Here is a 17438-nt window from a genome sequence, read left to right as displayed (position 1 = left end):
AGCCCAGTCGCTTTCAGGAAGAAGCATGACCCAGAGCAGCCTGCAGACACAGTGCCCGAATTGCCAGACCCGATTCCGGGTAACCGAAGAACAGCTTGGCATTGCCAAGGGCAAGGTACGCTGCGGGAACTGCATGAAAGTGTTCAACGCCATCGAACACCAGGTTATCCCCGGCGGGGGCGAAAAAACACGAACCTCACCCGCCCCTGAGAAACCGGCAGACACCCCATCTTCGGCCGGCCCCGGCGTAAGCGAGGAAGATTTTGTCTTTGCTGACAACCCGGAAGAGGATGCGGCGGAAGGCCGTTACGCCGGCACCAAGCTGACCTTTTCCGATGACGAGCTCAGCGACAGCTTCCGCAGCTTCGACGAGCGCGACGAAGCGGACTACAAGGACGCTGACACTGACAGTTCCGACGAGGAAGTCGATGAAAGCTGGGCCGAAGCCATTCTGCAGGATGACGAGCCCGCATCAACGAAACCGTCTGCTGCGAAGCCCCCGGAACCGGCCCCCGAGCCCGAACCGGAAGAACCAGCGCCCGAGCCGGAAACCAGACCGGAACCCGGCCCAGAACTGAGTCTGGAAGAAGAACCGGTGTTCGAGCAGGCAGCAACACCCTCTTCCGCTGGCACCCGGCCGACCAAGGAGTCTGATCCGTTCGATGAGTTTGTGGACGAATCCGGTTTCGATTTCGATGAACCGGATCGACCGGCCGACGCCTTCCATGCCGACCCGCCCTTCCGGGACCTGCGTCGCGACCCCGTTGCCGTCGATTCGGGCGGAAGCGGCATCCGGACCATAGTGTGGAGCGTAATTGTGCTGGGCCTGATCGGCGTTCTGATTGCCCAGGTAACCTGGTTCCAGTTCGACCGCCTGTCCGCCATTCCCGAGTTGCGGCCATTCTATGAAAAAGGTTGTGAACTGGCCGGCTGCGAGCTCAAACCGCTGATCAATGTTGAGGCGATACAGAGCCGGAAACTGGTGGTTCGGACCGACCCGGATAACCGCTCGCAACTGGTAGTCGATGCTGTGATCATCAACCGGGCCGACTTCGAACAACCGTTCCCTGCCATTGCCCTGACCTTTTCCAACCTGAATGGCGATGTGGTTGCCCAAAGCCTGTTCACGCCCCAAGAATACCTGGCCGGCGAAGGCAGGGAGCTGGACGCCATGCCCACGGATACGCCCGTGCGCATTGCCATCAACATCCGGGATCCCGGTCGTGACGCAGTGAATTACAACATCCTCTTCCGCCCCCACGCACCCTGATGCAGTAAGGAAGTATTTACTCGACAGCCATTACCGACGGCCATCGCACAGAACAAAAGTCAACCAGAAAGGGCGAAAAATAATCAATTTTTTCACCGCCCTGCCCCTTCAATCATGGTCCACCCGGCGGTATCATTACCGCCTTTCGGATGCTGGATCGGTTACTTATTGAACAACCGCTCAGCCCGACCTTTGCTTAACCCGCTGTGACACGGACTCAGATCATGCTGCCAACGGCAAAAATCGGGCCGTACACCTTGCCCAACCCTTTGATTGTTGCGCCCATGGCTGGCGTAACGGACCGCCCTTTCCGTCTTTTATGCCGGAGGTTGGGCGCCGGTCTGGCGGTGTCGGAGATGGTCATAGCGGACAGCAAACTCTGGCATACGCGCAAGTCCCGGTCACGCCTTAACCATCAGGGTGAGCCGGAACCCCGCTCGGTGCAGATTGCCGGCGGTGATCCGCAAATGCTGGCAGACGCCGCGCGTCAAAATGCGGAGTTTGGTGCCCAGATCATCGACATCAATATGGGCTGCCCGGCCAAGAAAGTCTGTAACAAGGCTGCCGGCTCGGCCCTGATGAAAGATGAAACCCTGGTTCGCGAGATTCTTGAGGCGGTGGTTCAGGCGGTTGATGTTCCCGTCACCCTCAAGATGCGTACCGGATGGGACCGGGACAACCGCAATGCACTGGTTATTGCCCGGATGGCGGAGGATGCCGGCATCCAGGCTGTTGCCATTCACGGTCGGACCCGTGCGGACAAGTACGAGGGCAACGCCGAGTACGACACCATCGCCGATGTGAAGTCCCGCATCAGCATTCCGGTGTTTGCCAACGGGGATATTACATCGCCGGAGAAAGCCCGGGACGTGCTTCACCATACCGGTGCCGATGGGTTGCTGATTGGCCGTGCCGCCCAGGGCAGCCCCTGGATTTTTCGGGAGATCCGGCATTTCCTGGAAACCGGCAGCCACATGGCCGCACCGGAGCTGGATGAGGTCGAGGATATTCTGACCGAGCATCTCCAGGCACTGCACGCCTTCTATGGCGAAACCATGGGTGTGCGTATTGCCAGAAAACATGTGGGCTGGTACCTGCAGTCCCACGATCCGGGTAAACAGTTCCGCAAACGCTTCAACGCCATCGACGATGCGCTGGAGCAGAGAGACACGATTCAACAGTATTTTGCAGGCTTACGAAATGGAGAGGTATTCGCAGCATGAGCGCTGAGACTTTGGCAAACGACAACCTGAGCACCCCGGCCAACGATGATATCCATCAGTTGCAGACGGTGAACAGCAGCGGCAACACCGTCACCCTGCGCGACAGCGTTGAGGTGGCCCTGAAAAACTACTTCGCCCAACTGGATGGCGCTCCGGTGACCGAGGTCTACCAGCTGGTGCTTTCCGAAGTGGAAGCGCCACTGCTGGAACAGGTGATGAAATACACCCGCAACAACCAGACCAAGGCATCCACCATGCTGGGCCTGAACCGCGGGACTCTGCGCAAGAAGCTGAAGCAGTACGGTCTGCTATAATCCAGACATTTGAAGAGGGCCTCCCGGACACCATTCGCGAGGCCCTTATTCGTTCATCTCCAGCGAAGAAAGTGACCCATGGCAAACCAGGCTAACACCTCCGTCCGTCGCGCCCTGATCAGCGTGAGTGATAAAACCGGTATCGTCGAATTCGGACGAGCCCTGACCGAACGCGGCGTTGAGCTGCTCTCTACCGGTGGCACCTACCGCCTCCTGAAAGAAAACAGCATCCCGGTAATCGAAGTCTCCGACTACACCGGTTTTCCCGAGATGATGGATGGCCGGGTAAAAACCCTGCACCCGAAGATCCATGGCGGGATTCTTGGCCGCCGTGGTACCGACGACGCCGTAATGTCCGAGCATGGCATCAGCCCCATCGATATGGTCGTGGTCAATCTCTACCCCTTCGAGGAGACAGTGGCGAAGCCGGACTGTGATCTGGCAACCGCCATTGAAAACATTGATATCGGCGGGCCGACCATGGTTCGCGCCGCCGCCAAGAACCACAACGACGTCGCGATCGTGGTGAACGCCTCCGATTACAGCCGGGTTCTGAAAGAACTGGATGCCAACGATGGCCAATTGACCTACAGCACCCGCTTCGATCTGGCGGTCAAGGCGTTTGAGCACACGGCAGGCTACGACGGTGCCATCGCCAATTACCTGGGCGGCCGCACGCCGGACAACGACAACGCTGATTTCCCCCGCACCTTCAACGCCCAGTACGTGAAAGTCCAGGACATGCGTTACGGCGAGAATCCGCATCAGCGCGCGGCTTTCTATGCCGAGCGCAACCCGAAGGAAGCCTGCGTGGCCACGGCCAAACAGCTCCAGGGCAAAGAGCTGAGCTACAACAACGTGGCCGACACCGATGCCGCCCTGGAATGCGTGAAGCCCTTCGCCGATCCGGCCTGCGTGATCGTCAAACACGCCAACCCCTGTGGTGTTGCCATCGGTGCCGATATCCGTCAGGCCTACGATCTGGCCTTCGCCACCGACCCGACATCAGCCTTCGGCGGCATTATTGCCTTCAACCGGGAGCTGGATGCGGAAACCGCCAAAGCCATCATCGATCGTCAGTTTGTGGAAGTGATCATCGCGCCAACTGTCGCTCCGGAAGCGGTGGAACTGGTGTCCGCCAAGAAAAACGTGCGTCTGTTGGCCTGCGGCGAGTTTGACGGCGATCGTGCGCGCTCCATGGACTACAAGCGGGTAACCGGCGGCCTGCTGGTGCAGGACCGTGACCTGGGCATGGTGGCCATGGAAGACGTTAAGGTGGTGACAGAACGTCAGCCCTCCGAGCAGGAGCTCAATGACCTGCTGTTTGCCTGGGAAGTGGCCAAATATGTCAAGTCCAATGCCATTGTTTACGCCAAGGCCGGTCGCACCATCGGCGTCGGTGCCGGCCAGATGAGTCGGGTCTACAGCGCCAAGATTGCCGGCATCAAGGCCGCCGATGAAGGCCTGGAAGTGAAAGGCTCGGTGATGGCCTCCGACGCCTTCTTCCCGTTCCGGGACGGCATTGACGCTGCCGCAGCAGCGGGTATTACCGCTGTAATCCAGCCTGGCGGCTCTATGCGCGACCAGGAAGTGATTGATGCGGCCAACGAGCACGGCATTGCCATGGTGTTCACTGGCATGCGTCATTTCCGGCATTAAGGGAAGGTTTGGGAGTGTCGGATTACGCCGTTGGCTAATCCGACCTACGAACTGAAGCTCGAATACAGTAGGTCGGATTAGCCAACGGCGTTATCCGACAAAACAGGAATACGCTCATGAATATTCTCGTTATTGGCTCCGGCGGCCGTGAACATGCCCTGGCCTGGAAAGCCGCACAATCCCCCAGGGCAGACCGTGTATTTGTGGCCCCCGGCAACGCCGGCACGGCACGGGAAACAGGCCTGGAAAATGTCGATATCGATGTAATGGATCTGGACGGCCTGGCCAACTTCGCCGCCACCAACAATGTCGGGCTTACCATCGTCGGCCCAGAGGCGCCGCTGGTGGCAGGCATCGTGGATAAATTCGAGCAGCGTGGCCTGAGGGTTTTCGGCCCGAGTGCCGGCGCTGCCCAACTGGAGGGCTCCAAGGCCTTCACCAAGGATTTTCTGGCCCGTCAGAAGATCCCGACAGCCGGCTACGGCAACTTCACTGATGTGGACGAAGCCCTGGCCTATGTTCGCCAGCAGGGTGCTCCAATCGTCGTCAAAGCCGATGGCCTGGCTGCCGGCAAAGGCGTGATCGTTGCGATGACCCTGGAAGAAGCCGAAGATGCCATCCGCGACATGCTGGCCGGGAACGCGTTTGGTGATGCCGGTAGCCGCGTGGTCATTGAAGAATTCCTTGAAGGCGAGGAAGCCAGCTTCATTGTGATGGTGGATGGCGAGCATGTGCTGGCCATGGCCACGTCCCAGGATCATAAACGGGTTGGTGATGGCGATACCGGTCCCAATACCGGCGGCATGGGCGCCTACTCGCCGGCTCCGGTGGTCACTGCCGACGTGCATCAGCGCATCATGGACGAGGTGATTTACCCCACCGTGCGCGGCATGGCGGACGAGGGCCACCCCTACAAGGGTTTCCTCTACGCGGGTCTGATGATTGACAACAGCGGTGCCCCAAAGGTGATCGAATTCAACTGCCGCTTCGGAGATCCGGAAACCCAGCCGATCATGCTGCGAATGAAGTCCGATCTGGTGGAACTGTGTGATGCGGCCATCGACGGCAAGCTGGACCAGTGCCCCTCCGAGTGGGATGACCGCGCTTCCGTGGGCATCGTGTTGGCAGCCGGTGGTTACCCCGGCAGCTACAACAAGGGCGACGCCATTTCCGGTCTGCCGGAGACCGAGACCGAGGGCGAGAAAGTGTTTCACGCCGGCACTCGTCTTAATGGCGACCAGGTGGTCACCAATGGCGGCCGAGTGCTATGCGCCACTGCGCTTGGCAACACCGTCACCGAGGCCCAAAAACGGGCCTACGAACTGGCCTCGCGGATCCAGTGGGATGGCGCGTTCTACCGCAAGGACATCGCTTTCCGGGCCATTGCCCGCGAGCAATCCTGACGTCTGGCCAAAACCAGTCCGCGAAAACGCAGCCCGGTCATTGACCGGGCTTTTTTATGGGGTAATGTAAACGCCTCGCAACGGATGCCGATGAGCCGCCCGAAAGGAGCCCCAGATGCAACGCCCCCTATCACTGAACCTTGTTTTCGTTCTGACTGTCTCACTCCTTCTGAGCGCCTGCTCACGCCAGGGCATTTACGAGACGGCCATCGGGCTTGAGCGGTCCTCCGCAGGCCTGGAAGCGGACACCGTGGCTGTCGATAACCTGGAGATCGCCTACCTGAGAAATCACCAGGCGGTTAATGGCGACACCATTGTGATGATCCATGGCTTCGGGGCCAACAAAGACAACTGGACCCGTCTGGCCGGTCACCTGACCGACGATTTCAATGTCTACGCGATCGACCTGCCTGGGCATGGTGACAGCAGCAAACCCCTGGATATCGGCTATCGCCTGGAAGATCAGGCAGGGTACGTCGCGCAGATTCTGGAGGCACTTTCCGTCGATGATGCCCATATTATGGGCAATTCCATGGGAGGTGCGATTACTGCACTCTATGCTGCCAACCATCCCGGGAAAGTGAAATCAGCCGTGCTGTTCGATCCTGCCGGCATTCTGGAGTACGAAAGCGAACTGGTGGATCTGGTGATGGAGGGGGACAACCCGCTGATTCCCAAAAAGCCCGGTGACTTCGAGCGGCTCATGGAGTTTGCACTTGAGAAAGAACCCTTTGTGCCCTGGCCTATCATGGGCGTTATGGAAGAGCGGGCCATTGCCAATCGGGAAGTCAACGAGGTCATTTTTGCGGCCATTCGTGATGCCGGGTTCGAGTCAGACTTCCGCAATGCCATTACCCGGATTCAGGCCCCGGTCCTGATCATCTGGGGCAAGGAAGACCGGGTCATTAACTACCGAAACGGCGAGGTGTTCGCGGCAGCAATCCCGAATGCCAGGCTGGAGCTGATGGACGGTATCGGCCACGCACCGATGGTGGAGGCCCCGGCCGAATCAGCAAAGCTGTTCCGGACCTTTATCGACCAGCCGGCTGACTGATGCCCGTTTAAACAATAGTATCCACATTCCACCTTCAGCGACTACAAGGGCACGGCAAAACAGGGTAGCCTAGCAACCATTGTGCTTTTGACCTCCGAACTGATACCCCATGCCTGAAGCGATCTGGATTACTTTTGCCTTCGGCCTTGGCCTGCTGGTCAAGCTTGTTGGTCTCCCTCCCCTTGTCGGCTACCTGGCTGCAGGCTTTGTGCTCAGTGGCATTGCAGAGGCAACCGGTGTTGTGATTGAGGAGACCGACGTTCTCCAACACATCGCGCACCTTGGGGTGCTCCTGTTGCTTTTCACCGTGGGGCTGAAACTTAAGCTCCGCTCCATCGTCAGTCCGGAAGTGATTGGCGGCAGTCTTCTGCACTTTGGCATCACCTGCGCGGTATTTACCCCCGGTGTATACCTGCTGATGGACCTCGATTGGTCAACCGCGCTGATGCTGGCCATCGCCTTGTCCTTCTCGAGCACGGTGCTGGCCGCCAAGGTGCTTGAATCCAAAAGGGAACTGCGGGCATTCCATGGCCGGGTCGCCATCGGCATCCTGATCATGCAGGACCTGATTGCCCTGGTCGTCATGAGCCTCGCGGCCGGGAAAACACCCTCCGAATGGGCTCTGATTGTGTTCGGGCTGCCCTTGCTTCGACCTCTCCTGTTCAAGCTGCTGGATGCCAGTGGCCACGACGAACTGCTGGTGCTCCTGGGACTGCTGCTCGCGCTCGTTGTCGGCGGGCTTGGCTTCGAGGCGGTCGGTCTGAGCTCCGAGCTTGGCGCGCTGGTTTTCGGCGCCATGCTGGCCAATCACCCCCGGTCACAGGAGCTTTCCAAGTCGCTGTGGAGCGTCAAGGAAGTGTTCCTGGTGGGTTTCTTCCTGCAGATTGGCATTGGCGGTCTGCCCGATGGGGATGCGCTCCTCTTTGCTATAATCGCCGGGCTGGTCCTGCCGCTGAAAGGCATCTTGTTCTTTTTCCTCCTGCTGGCCTTCCGCCTGCGGGCCCGTAGCGGCTTCCTGAGTGCGCTGGCACTAACCAACTACAGCGAATTCGGCCTGATTGTCGCGAGCGTTGCCTTACCTGAATGGCTGGTGCCTCTGGCGATTTCGGTATCACTGTCGTTCCTGGTCTCGGCACCCATCAACCGATTTGCCCACGGTCTTTATGAACGTTACGCCCAGGGGCTCAGCCGGTTTGAAGGCAGCAAGCATCATCCGGATGAACAACCGCTGTCACTGGGCGACACCCGGGTTCTGATCATGGGCATGGGGCGGACAGGAACCGCCGCCTACGACTGGCTCTGCGATGATCAGCCGAAACTGATGGGGCTGGATTCCGACCCTGCGAAGGCCCTTCAACACCAGAAAGAAGGCCGCAACGTGGTCTTTGCTGACGCCGAAGATGCTTCTTTCTGGAACGGCCTGCACATGCCTGCGGTGCAATCTGTAATCCTTGCAATGGGTGATATCGAGGGCAAATTGATCGCCGCACGAATGCTCCGGAAGCTGGGCTTCAAGGGCTTTATCGTGGCCCACACCATGTACGAGGATGAAGCAAAACAGATCCGGGAAGCCGGCGCCGACGAAGCCTATCTGACCATGAGCGAGACCGGCGTTGCCTTGGCCAGCCACCTGATAGACAAGACACCCGCGAAACCGTCCCGGGCAATGGGCAAACCCGAGTAATCGGAGCGGCCAGAACAGCCCGTCGGTTACTCCTGTTCAAGAGCGCAGGTCCGGAACCCGGTATAGACATCATTACGCAGGGGCAGGTAAGCCTGCCGGTAGGTGCCCCTTATCAGACAGGATGATGTTGCGCAGCCGCCACCTTTGGTGACTTTGTGATCGCCGAACTGCAGGGTGGACATGAAAGGGTACATATCCACCTTGAAACCGTCGTAAGGCAGGAACTGGTCGCTGGTCCATTCCCAGACCGTACCGGTCATCTGCCGACAGCCAAAGGGGCTGTCACCATCGGGAAAATCAAACACCGGGTTCTGGGCCATGGCGCGCCCGTTCAGATCCGCCAGTTGCTCGGTTGGCGTCGAGTTGCCCCAGGGGAAACGCCGGAAGGGCTCGCCAGGGCGATTCCCCAGGGCCGCCACTTCCCATTCATACTCCGTCGGCAGGCGACGCCCTGCCCATCGACAATACGCCTCCGCCTCCCAGAACGTCACGTGGGTGACCGGTGACTCCGGATTCAGAGGCTGCCACCGATCGAACACCCGCTCCTGCCACTGCTCATCATGCCAGCGCCAATAAAGCGGGTGACGGGGGGCCCGAAACAGCGGTTCTCGACTGCCATGAACAAGGGCCACATCGGATTCAGTCTGAAGCCATTTCTGCCCCCCGAAAGACCAGAGAGCGGGTCGCCGATAGCCACCGTCTTCCACGAACTCCAGGAACTGGCGATTACTGACCAGGCATTTTGAAATGGCGAACGACTCGAGCTTCACGGTAAACCGTGGCTTTTCATTATCAAAGGCAAAGTCTTCACTGGCATACCGCTCCGAGTCACCCGGCATGCCGATGAGCCACTCCCCTGCCGGAATCACCGCGTCGCCGTGATGCGGCGCGCCAGGTGCCGGACGAAAAAGATCGGTGCCGGGAGGTGCCGGGTAGCCAACAGTCTGACGGCACCAGATCATCGACTCGATGTGCATGTTCTGGTGGTAGATCGCGTATCGGTATAGGTAAAGGGCCTGGTCGGTTAACGGCTCTTTTTCGATCCGCTCGGCCACGCGATCATAGATTAGATTGAAATACTCGAGGGTTTTCTGTCGCCCGGGAAACAACTCCCGATTCCAGCGATCCCGATGCTCGATATGGAACGAATCCCAGAGATCGTCCATGGATGGGTCGTGGCTTGGCATGCCATCCAGCAGGTTGAATACGAACACCTCGTAGAAGAAAGCAGCGTGGCCCATCTCCCACAACGGCGGATTGACGCCCGGATGGTAGGGAACGTCCAGCGCGACCTCCGGCAGCGAACACACCAGGGTCTCGGTACGCTTCCTTGTCCACTCAAGCTGATTCAGCAATTCCGCCTTTGCCTGATCGATTTGCTCAATCACTGTCATTGCCAGCCACTCGTAAAAAATACAGTTAGCTCAGCATACCAGAGAGTTCAAAGCCGGGTTAAACGGCCTCACCCCCAGACAGCCAGAATGACAGGGACCGCCACCAGGGTCACCAGTAAAGACAGCGGCAGCCCCAGGCGCCAGTAATCGCCAAACCGGTAGCCACCGGGCTCCATTACCAGCGCGTTGGATTGATGGCCCACCGGGGTAAGAAATGCACAGGAGGCGCCACTCGCTACCGCCATCAACATGGCATCTGCGGCAATGCCCAACTGGCCCGAAAGACTCAAGGCAATAGGGGCAACCAGGATGGCAGCCGCCGCGTTGTTCACAACGTTCGAGAGCAACATGGTACCCACCAGGACAATCGCAACGATCATCCAGGCATCGCCCCCGGAGCCAAGCATCAGCATCCAGGACGCTATCAGCTCCGCCCCACCGGTGGTTTCGAGTGCCTTGCCCACCGGAATCATTGCCGCCAACAGAACGATAACGGGCCAGTCGATCGCCCGGTAAGCTTCCTGGTTGCTGAGTACACCACTGAGAACCATGGCAACGGCGCAGGCAACCAACGCGATCGGTGGCGATAACCAGCCAACGACGATTACGGCGATGGCAGCCACAAACAACCCGCCAGCCAGAAGCGCGTTGCGTTCCCGTCCAAACCGGAGGCCTCTCTCGGCCAGCGGCAGGCAGCCGAGCCCCTGAAGGGTAACTCGCAAGGTTTCCTCCTCGCCCTGGACAAGAAGAATGTCGCCGGCCTGAAACCGAATATCACCCAGGCGTCGCTGCAACCGTTGCCCCTGGCGGGCAACAGCGACAATATTGAGACCATTCTGTTCACGAAGATTGAGCCTGTTAGCGGTTTTCCCGATCAAACCGGATTCTGGTGTGATCACCGCCTCCATCAAGCGGACGTCACCCTCGGACAGTGACTTTTCACGCGGTTTTTCCGGGACCTCCTCATCGTCGTCGGGCTCTTCGGAGGAAGACTCCTCCACATTCGCCAACTCAAGCCCGGTGCTGTCCAGAAATTCCTGCAATGCATCGGTATCCGCCTCCACCAATAGCAGATCGCCGCCGCGCAGAACGGAAAACGTCGATGGTGCCAGTGACCGCTTGTCATCCCGGATCAGCGCGAGCACCACCACATCCTTCTCGGCGTCAGCGCGTGTCAGCAGGCCATGCAGTGTTGCGCCAATATGCGAGGAATCGTCCGGAACCCGAAGCTCGGTAACATAATCCCCCACGCTGAACAGCTTGCCGCCGTCATCGGGTTTCCCCCGTCTGGGGGTCAGACGCCACCCGAACAGCGTGATAAAGACAATGCCAGCCACGGTTATTGCCAGGCCCACCGGCGCGAAATCAAACATGCCAAAGGAACCCGTTTCCCGGTAACTGGCAATGATGATATTCGGAGGCGTGCCGATCAGGGTCATAGTCCCGCCCAGCAGGGAGCCAAACGCCAGGGGCATCAGCAGCAGGGAGGGAGACCGCCCGGCTTCCCGGGACATCCAGATCGCCACCGGCATCAGAAGTGCAAGCGCACCGACGTTGTTGATGAAGCCCGAGCTCAGGGCTACCACCGAGGTCAGCATCAACACCTGTAGCGTTGGTCGGTGCCCCACTTTACCGAGCAGGCGTGCCAGGCGGTCAACCACACCGCCGTTGACCAGACCCTGGCTGATCACCAGAACCGCAGCCACAGTCACAACAGCCGGGTGGCCAAAGCCATCGAATAACTGATCCGCAGGCACAATGCCGGTGATAGCGACGGCCAGAAGTGCCAGCAGCGACACCAGATCAAAACGGATCCGGTTCCAGACGAACAATACAAGGGCGAAACCCAGTATCAAAAAAACAATTGCCTGACTGGCGCTCACTGTACCTCCATGGCTTCAGCCTCTGCCCATCCGGCTTGCAACCTGTGTCGGCAAACTTTACAGAAAACCCGGGTTGGCAGAAGCCTCTGACCCTAACCTCCTGAAAGGTCGGAAAGTGTATAAACTGGCATACAAACTGAATGTCCGCCAGCAGGAGTTGTTTGCCTGTTTCCCCCAGCCGTATGCGGTCACAGGGCAGTGATCGGATCGAGCAGTTCCGGTATTACCAGCATTTACTGAACGTTCAGCAGTTCGTTTTTTTCAAGGCACATTCTCTGGGAGAGTCGCCATGAAGGAAAAACGACCGCTTGTTTGGTTGTCGGCGGTGTACCCGGCTTTAGCTGCCAGCGGGCCCTTGCTAAGGGACTGGCAGCTTATTCATGTTCCCCCGACAGACAAACGCTGCGCAGGCGAGAGGTCCGGCAGTGGGGCCAGAGTTGGCGTGTTTGATCTGGGCTCCCTGAAACGGGATCAACTGGCCCACTTGCCCGAGTGGCTGGACACGATTCCGGTCCAGCACTGGGTTGCCACCCTGGAACCTCATCAGATCCAGAACCCGGAAATCTGTGCTCTGATCAACCGTTACTGTAAGGACTACCATACACTTCCGCTCCAGGCCGACCGACTCAATGGCATTCTCGGCCACCTGTGGGGTATGTCTGAGCTTCAGGCGAAGGCGTCACGGGCGAAACCCGCCTGTTATCACGACGTTGCTCTTGAGGGTGAGTCGGTGGCGATCCGGCAGGTAAGAGAGTTATTACGGAAATTTGCCCGCACTGAAGAATCCGTACTGATCTACGGCGAGAACGGAACCGGCAAGGAAGCCGCCGCCCGTTACATTCACGACAATTCGCCACGTAGAAACAAGCCGCTGATCGCAGTGAACTGTGCAGCCCTGCCCCGATCTTTAACCCAGAACGAGCTCTTTGGCCACGAAAAGGGGGCATTTACCCATGCCATGAGTGCCCAGAAAGGTCGAATTGAAGCGGCCAATGGCGGCACTTTGTTATTGATCGGTGTCGATGAGCTTTGCTCAGAACAACAATCGGCTATTCTGCGTTTTCTCCAGGAAGGCCTGATCGAGCGCCTGGGCTCCAATCATCCCATCAGCGTCGACACCCGGCTCATTGCGACAAGCACGCAGCCGCTTGAACAGCTGGTCAAGACCGGGGCGTTCCGAAGCGATGTGTTTTACCGGCTTGGAAGCCTGCATGTGTTGTTGCCACCGTTGCGGGAACGCAAGGAAGACATTCCCATTCTGGCCAGTCGGATACTCTCGGCCACACCTTCGGCTAAAGCCACCAGGCGCCTCACTGACGATGCATTGATCTGTCTGGCTGGCCACCCCTGGCCAGGCAACCTGAGGGAGCTGCAGAACCGCTTGCGCCAGGCATTATTGCTGGGAGAAAGCCCACAGATCGGGGCCGAAGACATGGGTTTCACCGCCACCCCAACCGACAACCACGACCGCAGCCGAGAACTCTCACTGGACGCTTTTCGATCAAGAGCGGACCGGCAGGCAATCTCGGTAAGTCTCGCGCTTGCCCACAACAACGTGTCAGCAGCCGCCCGGCTTCTGAACATTTCAAGGGTTTCGCTCTACCGGCTGATGGATAAGCACCGCGTGCCTCATGGCACATCAATCCGGCCGCAGAAAGACAACTGAAGGAGTTCCCCCATGAAAAAAAACACACTATGGCTCATCCCGCTACTGTCTCTGGGCTACTCCATGTTGGCAGAAGGCGCTCAGGCCGACGAGGATGCCTCGGCCGCCCCGACGAGTGTCCGGGCAACGACTGACGAAGGCCACGACCCGGCAACCGATATTGCTTCCATTACCGCCGACCGTGGCATCGTGACCCGGCCAGGCCGTTTCACCATTGAACCCTCTTTCTCCCACGCCCATAGCAACTCAACGGCAGTCGCGATCGAAGGTTACACGGTGATCCCTGCACTGCTGATCGGACTGATCAACATTTCCGAGATCCAGCGTGATATTTTTGTTGGTGCCATGTCACTCAAATACGGATTTACCAGCAAATTTGAAGCGGCGGTCCGTGTGCCATACCTGAGCATCAATGAGGATCTGAGAGAGCGTGAGGTTTTCCAGGGCACGCCGGTGGATACACTGCGTGAATCCTCCGGCGAGGGGCTCGGTGATGTTGAAGTTTCAGCCCGCTATCAGCTAACCGATGGCCTGGGCGGCTGGCCCTACGTGATTGGCGCGCTGCGGGTGAGAGCGCCAACCGGCGAAGGCCCCTACGACGTTGACCAGAGGGTCATCGAGGATAGTCAGGGTAATCCCATTGGCATCGAACTGGAAAGCCGGCCAACAGGTTCAGGCTTCTGGGCATTCGAACCTGGACTCTCATTCATCTACCCGACCGACCCGGCCGTGCTGTTCGGCAATCTGAGTTATGTCTGGACCCTCAAAGAGGAGCAAGGCTTTGAAAACGGAGGCACGGTCGACCCCGGCGATATCGTGCGTTTTGGCTTCGGGATGGGGTTCGCCTTTAACGAGCGCACGTCGTTCAGCCTGGGCTATGATCACTCGGTTATCCGAAAAACCACGTTCGAGAGGAACATTGATCTCTTTGAATCCAATTTCGACCGTATTCAGATCGGGTCACTGTCATTCGGGCTGTCCCAGCGCCTGTCGCAGTCCACATCCCTGAGCCTGACGGTGAGCATTGGCGTTACTGAAAACGCGCCTAACAGCGAGATTACACTCAAGCTTCCGATCAGTCTCTAGGAAGGAATCAAGAATCTCTCAGCGGCCAAGCAACTGAATCAGTTGATCACTGAACCGGGCCGGGAGCTGATTCCCGGCACCCAGATTGTTCAGCTCGATATTCAGCTGATGCATATTCTGTATCACAGTGCTATCCAGGCTGTTCTGAACCACCGTCATCCAGCCGTTGGGACCCGCCATATTGCTGGCTACCCGTGCACCACCGCTGCGGTTCGCGCTGATCACCTCCAATACGGTCTGCATCTGGTGATCAAGCAAACGGTCATTGACGGGCTGGTTCAGGTTGGGAATGGTCAATCGATTGATCACCAGGGTGTCACCGTTAATACCAACGATTTGCTCAAGACCAATACTGATCTCCAGGTTATCCATCAGGAAGCCGCCACGATACTCCGAAAGCTCCGTGTCACTGATGGGGTCAACCCCGGGATTCAGTTCAGCCCGGGTAACCGGCGATAAGGTCGTGCAGGCAATAGCCAGCAATGCGACCTTAGGCATCCTGCCCTTCATGATTATCACCATTCCCTCGCGGAGGGCCAGTATGGCAGCGTGTGGCCGAGAGATGGCCCACCGAGGCCTTTTTCCAATGGCGCCCTGGCCACCTGGGGCCAACGACCATCGGCGAGAAAGTGATCACGCCCCCGATCAAGGTGACTGCGAATTACAAAGGCGGTACCATCCCAGTACTCGCTGAATTTTGAGTAAGAATAGATTTTCATACCCCGGGCGGGGTCTCCTATCAACACCTCGTCTTCACTGATGCCCTTGATCAGCACGAAATGACGGAAACCCTCAATGTTCAGCAACACAATCATCGGCAGGCGAACCTTCTCCCTGAGCCCGGCCAAGGGCAAGCGGAATCCATCAGCCTGGTACCCTCTGGATGCCAGGTAGCGCTTCATATCGAGCATGGAGAACCCATGCCGGCGCACCTTTTCCTCATCTGCCAACGCCAGCATTTCAATGAAAACATCGTGCTCGCTGACCTGATCCTCATAATGAAAGCTCAATAACGAGGCGACCGCTGCGGAGCCACAGCTGAAGTCGTACTGCTGGCGCAGGACACTGTCAAAGCGACGGCTTTCGAAGCTGTTCACCGTGAGCCGGATATCACCGCCAATACCGGGCACCATGACCGAGCCGGCAAATGCGGTGGACCATAGCAGCCCGGCACTCGCGCAAACCGCGACAAGAACCTTCCTGGTCATGGCCCACCTCCGTCAGTGATTGATCAGTATGTTGATCTGGGTACTATCCTGAATGACCACCTGATTACCCGTGTTCTGGATAACCGTGGCAACCCCGCTCATGTTGCCGAAAGCGTTGTCGGAAATACTGTTATTTCCGGTGACAACATTTCCGGTCAGCAGGTTGTCGGAGACATTCGCACTCTGCTGGTTATTGTTAACCTGCAATTGCATCGAAACTCCCTGGCGACCACTTGCATCCGCCAACTGATCCTCCGTCAGGGTCATGGCATCCATCCACTGCTCGGCCGAAACAAATCCCGATGTTCCGAGCAATAATGCCAGCAAGGCAGCCTTCAGTTTCCCTCTGATGACGTAACCCATGGCAGTTCTCCCGGAATAACCGGGCCGCACCCGTTTAGATGCGGCCCGGATTCCTTACTGGCCGGTGGACAGGTTGGACATTACACTGACATTCGCCTGCGTAACGTTGCCATTGCCTGCATTCTGGGCAAAGGCGCCAACACCGGTGAAGTTCGCTGAACCGCCAGAGATTTCATTGCGGTTCCGGGCATCGGTGTAGGACGCTCTGCCGTTGGCATCGCCGTAGGTGGTTGAAGCACCCGATACACTGCCGTCCAGATCAGCGTTGTTCAGGAACACATCCAGATCCAGAGCCAATGAGTTATCGGAGCTGTCGTTTCCGCTGTCGGAGATAGTGGTATTCCCGCTATCGGCAATGTTGGTTGAGTTGTCGGAGCTGTCATTGCCACTATCCGAGACGGTGGTATTACCGCTATCGGCTACATTTGTGGAGTTGTCGGAATTATCGTTTCCGCTATCCGCGACGTTCGTGGAATTATCAGAGCTGTCATTCCCACTGTCTGCCACATTGGTGGAGTTGTCGGAGTTATCATTTCCGCTATCGGCCACCGCGGTGTTGCCGCTGTCAGCAACATTCGTGGAGTTGTCGGAATTGTCGTTTCCGCTATCCGCGACGTTCGTGGAGTTATCGGAGCTGTCATTCCCGCTGTCGGCGACGTTGGTGGAATTATCCGAACTGTCATTCCCACTGTCGGCCACACTAATAGAGTTGTCCGAACTGTCGTTCGCACTGTCTGCCACATTGGTGGAGTTGTCGGAGTTGTCATTTCCGCTATCAGCCACGGCGGTATTACCGCTGTCAGCAACGTTGGTGGAATTGTCCGAATTGTCATTGCCGCTGTCGGAGATCTTGAACGAATCAGCCACATCGGTGCTGTTGTCGGAATTGTCGTTCGCACTGTCCGCAACATTCGTTGAGTTATCGGAGCTATCCGTGGAGTTGTCGTTGCCACTGTCGGCAATCTTGAACGAATCAGCCACGTCAGTGCTGTTGTCCGAGTTGTCAGTGGAGTTGTCGTTACCGGAGTCAGTGTTGCCAGATTGGTCGTTGTTGGCGGTTGAGGTGTTGTCCGCATTGGTATTCGGATCTCCATCTCCGCCCTGGTCCGCATAGGCAAAACCGGAAACGCCCATTGTCATTGCGATGGCAGCTGCTAGCAGTGTTTTTTTGGTGTTCATGATGTCATTTCCTTTGAAGTTATTGGCTTTTAAGGGATCCGACCCAACCCGC

At 57.9% G+C, this 17438-nt stretch carries 15 protein-coding genes; 9 read left to right on the top strand and 6 right to left on the bottom strand.

Going from position 1 to position 17438, the window contains the following annotated elements:
- Positions 1 to 25 precede the first annotated feature (25 nt).
- From A8B84_RS14785 to A8B84_RS14755, 7 genes are all read left to right on the top strand, one after another.
- Complete coding sequence (locus A8B84_RS14785; RefSeq protein WP_064229885.1) at positions 26 to 1270, top strand: DUF3426 domain-containing protein; 1245 nt, start codon at positions 26 to 28, stop codon at positions 1268 to 1270.
- 224 nt (positions 1271 to 1494) lie between these two features.
- A complete protein-coding gene (gene dusB / locus A8B84_RS14780) occupies positions 1495 to 2493 on the top strand; it encodes a tRNA dihydrouridine synthase DusB (protein ID WP_064229884.1) in 999 nt (332 codons plus the stop codon).
- On the top strand, positions 2490 to 2807 hold the full coding sequence (fis, locus tag A8B84_RS14775; protein ID WP_008170934.1) for a DNA-binding transcriptional regulator Fis: 318 nt from the start codon (positions 2490 to 2492) through the stop codon (positions 2805 to 2807). The genes dusB and fis overlap by 4 nt, the downstream gene beginning before the upstream one ends.
- A 78-nt stretch (positions 2808 to 2885) precedes the next feature.
- Entirely contained in the window at positions 2886 to 4466 is a 1581-nt protein-coding gene (purH, locus tag A8B84_RS14770) for a bifunctional phosphoribosylaminoimidazolecarboxamide formyltransferase/IMP cyclohydrolase (RefSeq protein ID WP_064229883.1), read from the top strand.
- 116 nt (positions 4467 to 4582) lie between these two features.
- Entirely contained in the window at positions 4583 to 5869 is a 1287-nt protein-coding gene (gene purD / locus A8B84_RS14765) for a phosphoribosylamine--glycine ligase (RefSeq protein WP_064229882.1), read from the top strand.
- A gap of 115 nt (positions 5870 to 5984) precedes the next feature.
- On the top strand, positions 5985 to 6923 hold the full coding sequence (locus A8B84_RS14760; protein ID WP_064229881.1) for an alpha/beta fold hydrolase: 939 nt from the start codon (positions 5985 to 5987) through the stop codon (positions 6921 to 6923).
- A 109-nt stretch (positions 6924 to 7032) separates the two neighbouring features.
- Entirely contained in the window at positions 7033 to 8607 is a 1575-nt protein-coding gene (locus tag A8B84_RS14755) for a cation:proton antiporter family protein (RefSeq protein ID WP_064229880.1), read from the top strand.
- A gap of 26 nt (positions 8608 to 8633) precedes the next feature.
- On the opposite strand, the gene senA is transcribed toward A8B84_RS14755, so the two are convergent.
- Positions 8634 to 10001 carry a selenoneine synthase SenA gene (gene senA, locus A8B84_RS14750; protein ID WP_064229879.1) on the bottom strand — a complete coding sequence of 456 codons (1368 nt, stop codon included), beginning with the start codon at positions 9999 to 10001 and terminating at the stop codon, positions 8634 to 8636.
- 68 nt (positions 10002 to 10069) lie between these two features.
- On the bottom strand, positions 10070 to 11884 hold the full coding sequence (locus A8B84_RS14745) for an SLC13 family permease (RefSeq protein ID WP_064229878.1): 1815 nt from the start codon (positions 11882 to 11884) through the stop codon (positions 10070 to 10072).
- 289 nt (positions 11885 to 12173) lie between these two features.
- Here A8B84_RS14745 and A8B84_RS14740 point away from each other — a divergent pair, with 289 nt between their 5' ends.
- Positions 12174 to 13550, top strand: coding sequence for a sigma-54 dependent transcriptional regulator (locus tag A8B84_RS14740; RefSeq protein WP_064229877.1), 1377 nt, complete (start codon positions 12174 to 12176; stop codon positions 13548 to 13550).
- Positions 13551 to 13562: 12 nt separating this feature from the next.
- Positions 13563 to 14636 carry a transporter gene (locus A8B84_RS14735; RefSeq protein WP_064229876.1) on the top strand — a complete coding sequence of 358 codons (1074 nt, stop codon included), beginning with the start codon at positions 13563 to 13565 and terminating at the stop codon, positions 14634 to 14636.
- 18 nt (positions 14637 to 14654) lie between these two features.
- On the opposite strand, the gene A8B84_RS14730 is transcribed toward A8B84_RS14735, so the two are convergent.
- Genes A8B84_RS14730 through A8B84_RS14715 form a run of 4 tightly spaced genes read right to left on the bottom strand, consistent with a single transcriptional unit; the run spans position 14655 to position 17386 of the window.
- Positions 14655 to 15146: a hypothetical protein gene (locus A8B84_RS14730; RefSeq protein ID WP_227513981.1), complete on the bottom strand. Its 492-nt coding sequence runs from the start codon at positions 15144 to 15146 to the stop codon at positions 14655 to 14657.
- A gap of 5 nt (positions 15147 to 15151) precedes the next feature.
- Entirely contained in the window at positions 15152 to 15844 is a 693-nt protein-coding gene (locus tag A8B84_RS14725) for a C39 family peptidase (protein WP_064229875.1), read from the bottom strand.
- 12 nt (positions 15845 to 15856) lie between these two features.
- Entirely contained in the window at positions 15857 to 16207 is a 351-nt protein-coding gene (locus A8B84_RS14720) for a hypothetical protein (RefSeq protein WP_064229874.1), read from the bottom strand.
- Positions 16208 to 16261: 54 nt separating this feature from the next.
- Positions 16262 to 17386 carry a hypothetical protein gene (locus tag A8B84_RS14715; RefSeq protein ID WP_064229873.1) on the bottom strand — a complete coding sequence of 375 codons (1125 nt, stop codon included), beginning with the start codon at positions 17384 to 17386 and terminating at the stop codon, positions 16262 to 16264.
- Between the last annotated feature and the right edge of the window lie 52 nt (positions 17387 to 17438).

The organism is Marinobacter sp. EhC06, from assembly GCF_001650915.1.
Taxonomy (GTDB): Bacteria; Pseudomonadota; Gammaproteobacteria; order Pseudomonadales; family Oleiphilaceae; genus Marinobacter.
This window is presented reverse-complemented; position numbering and strand designations above follow the sequence as displayed.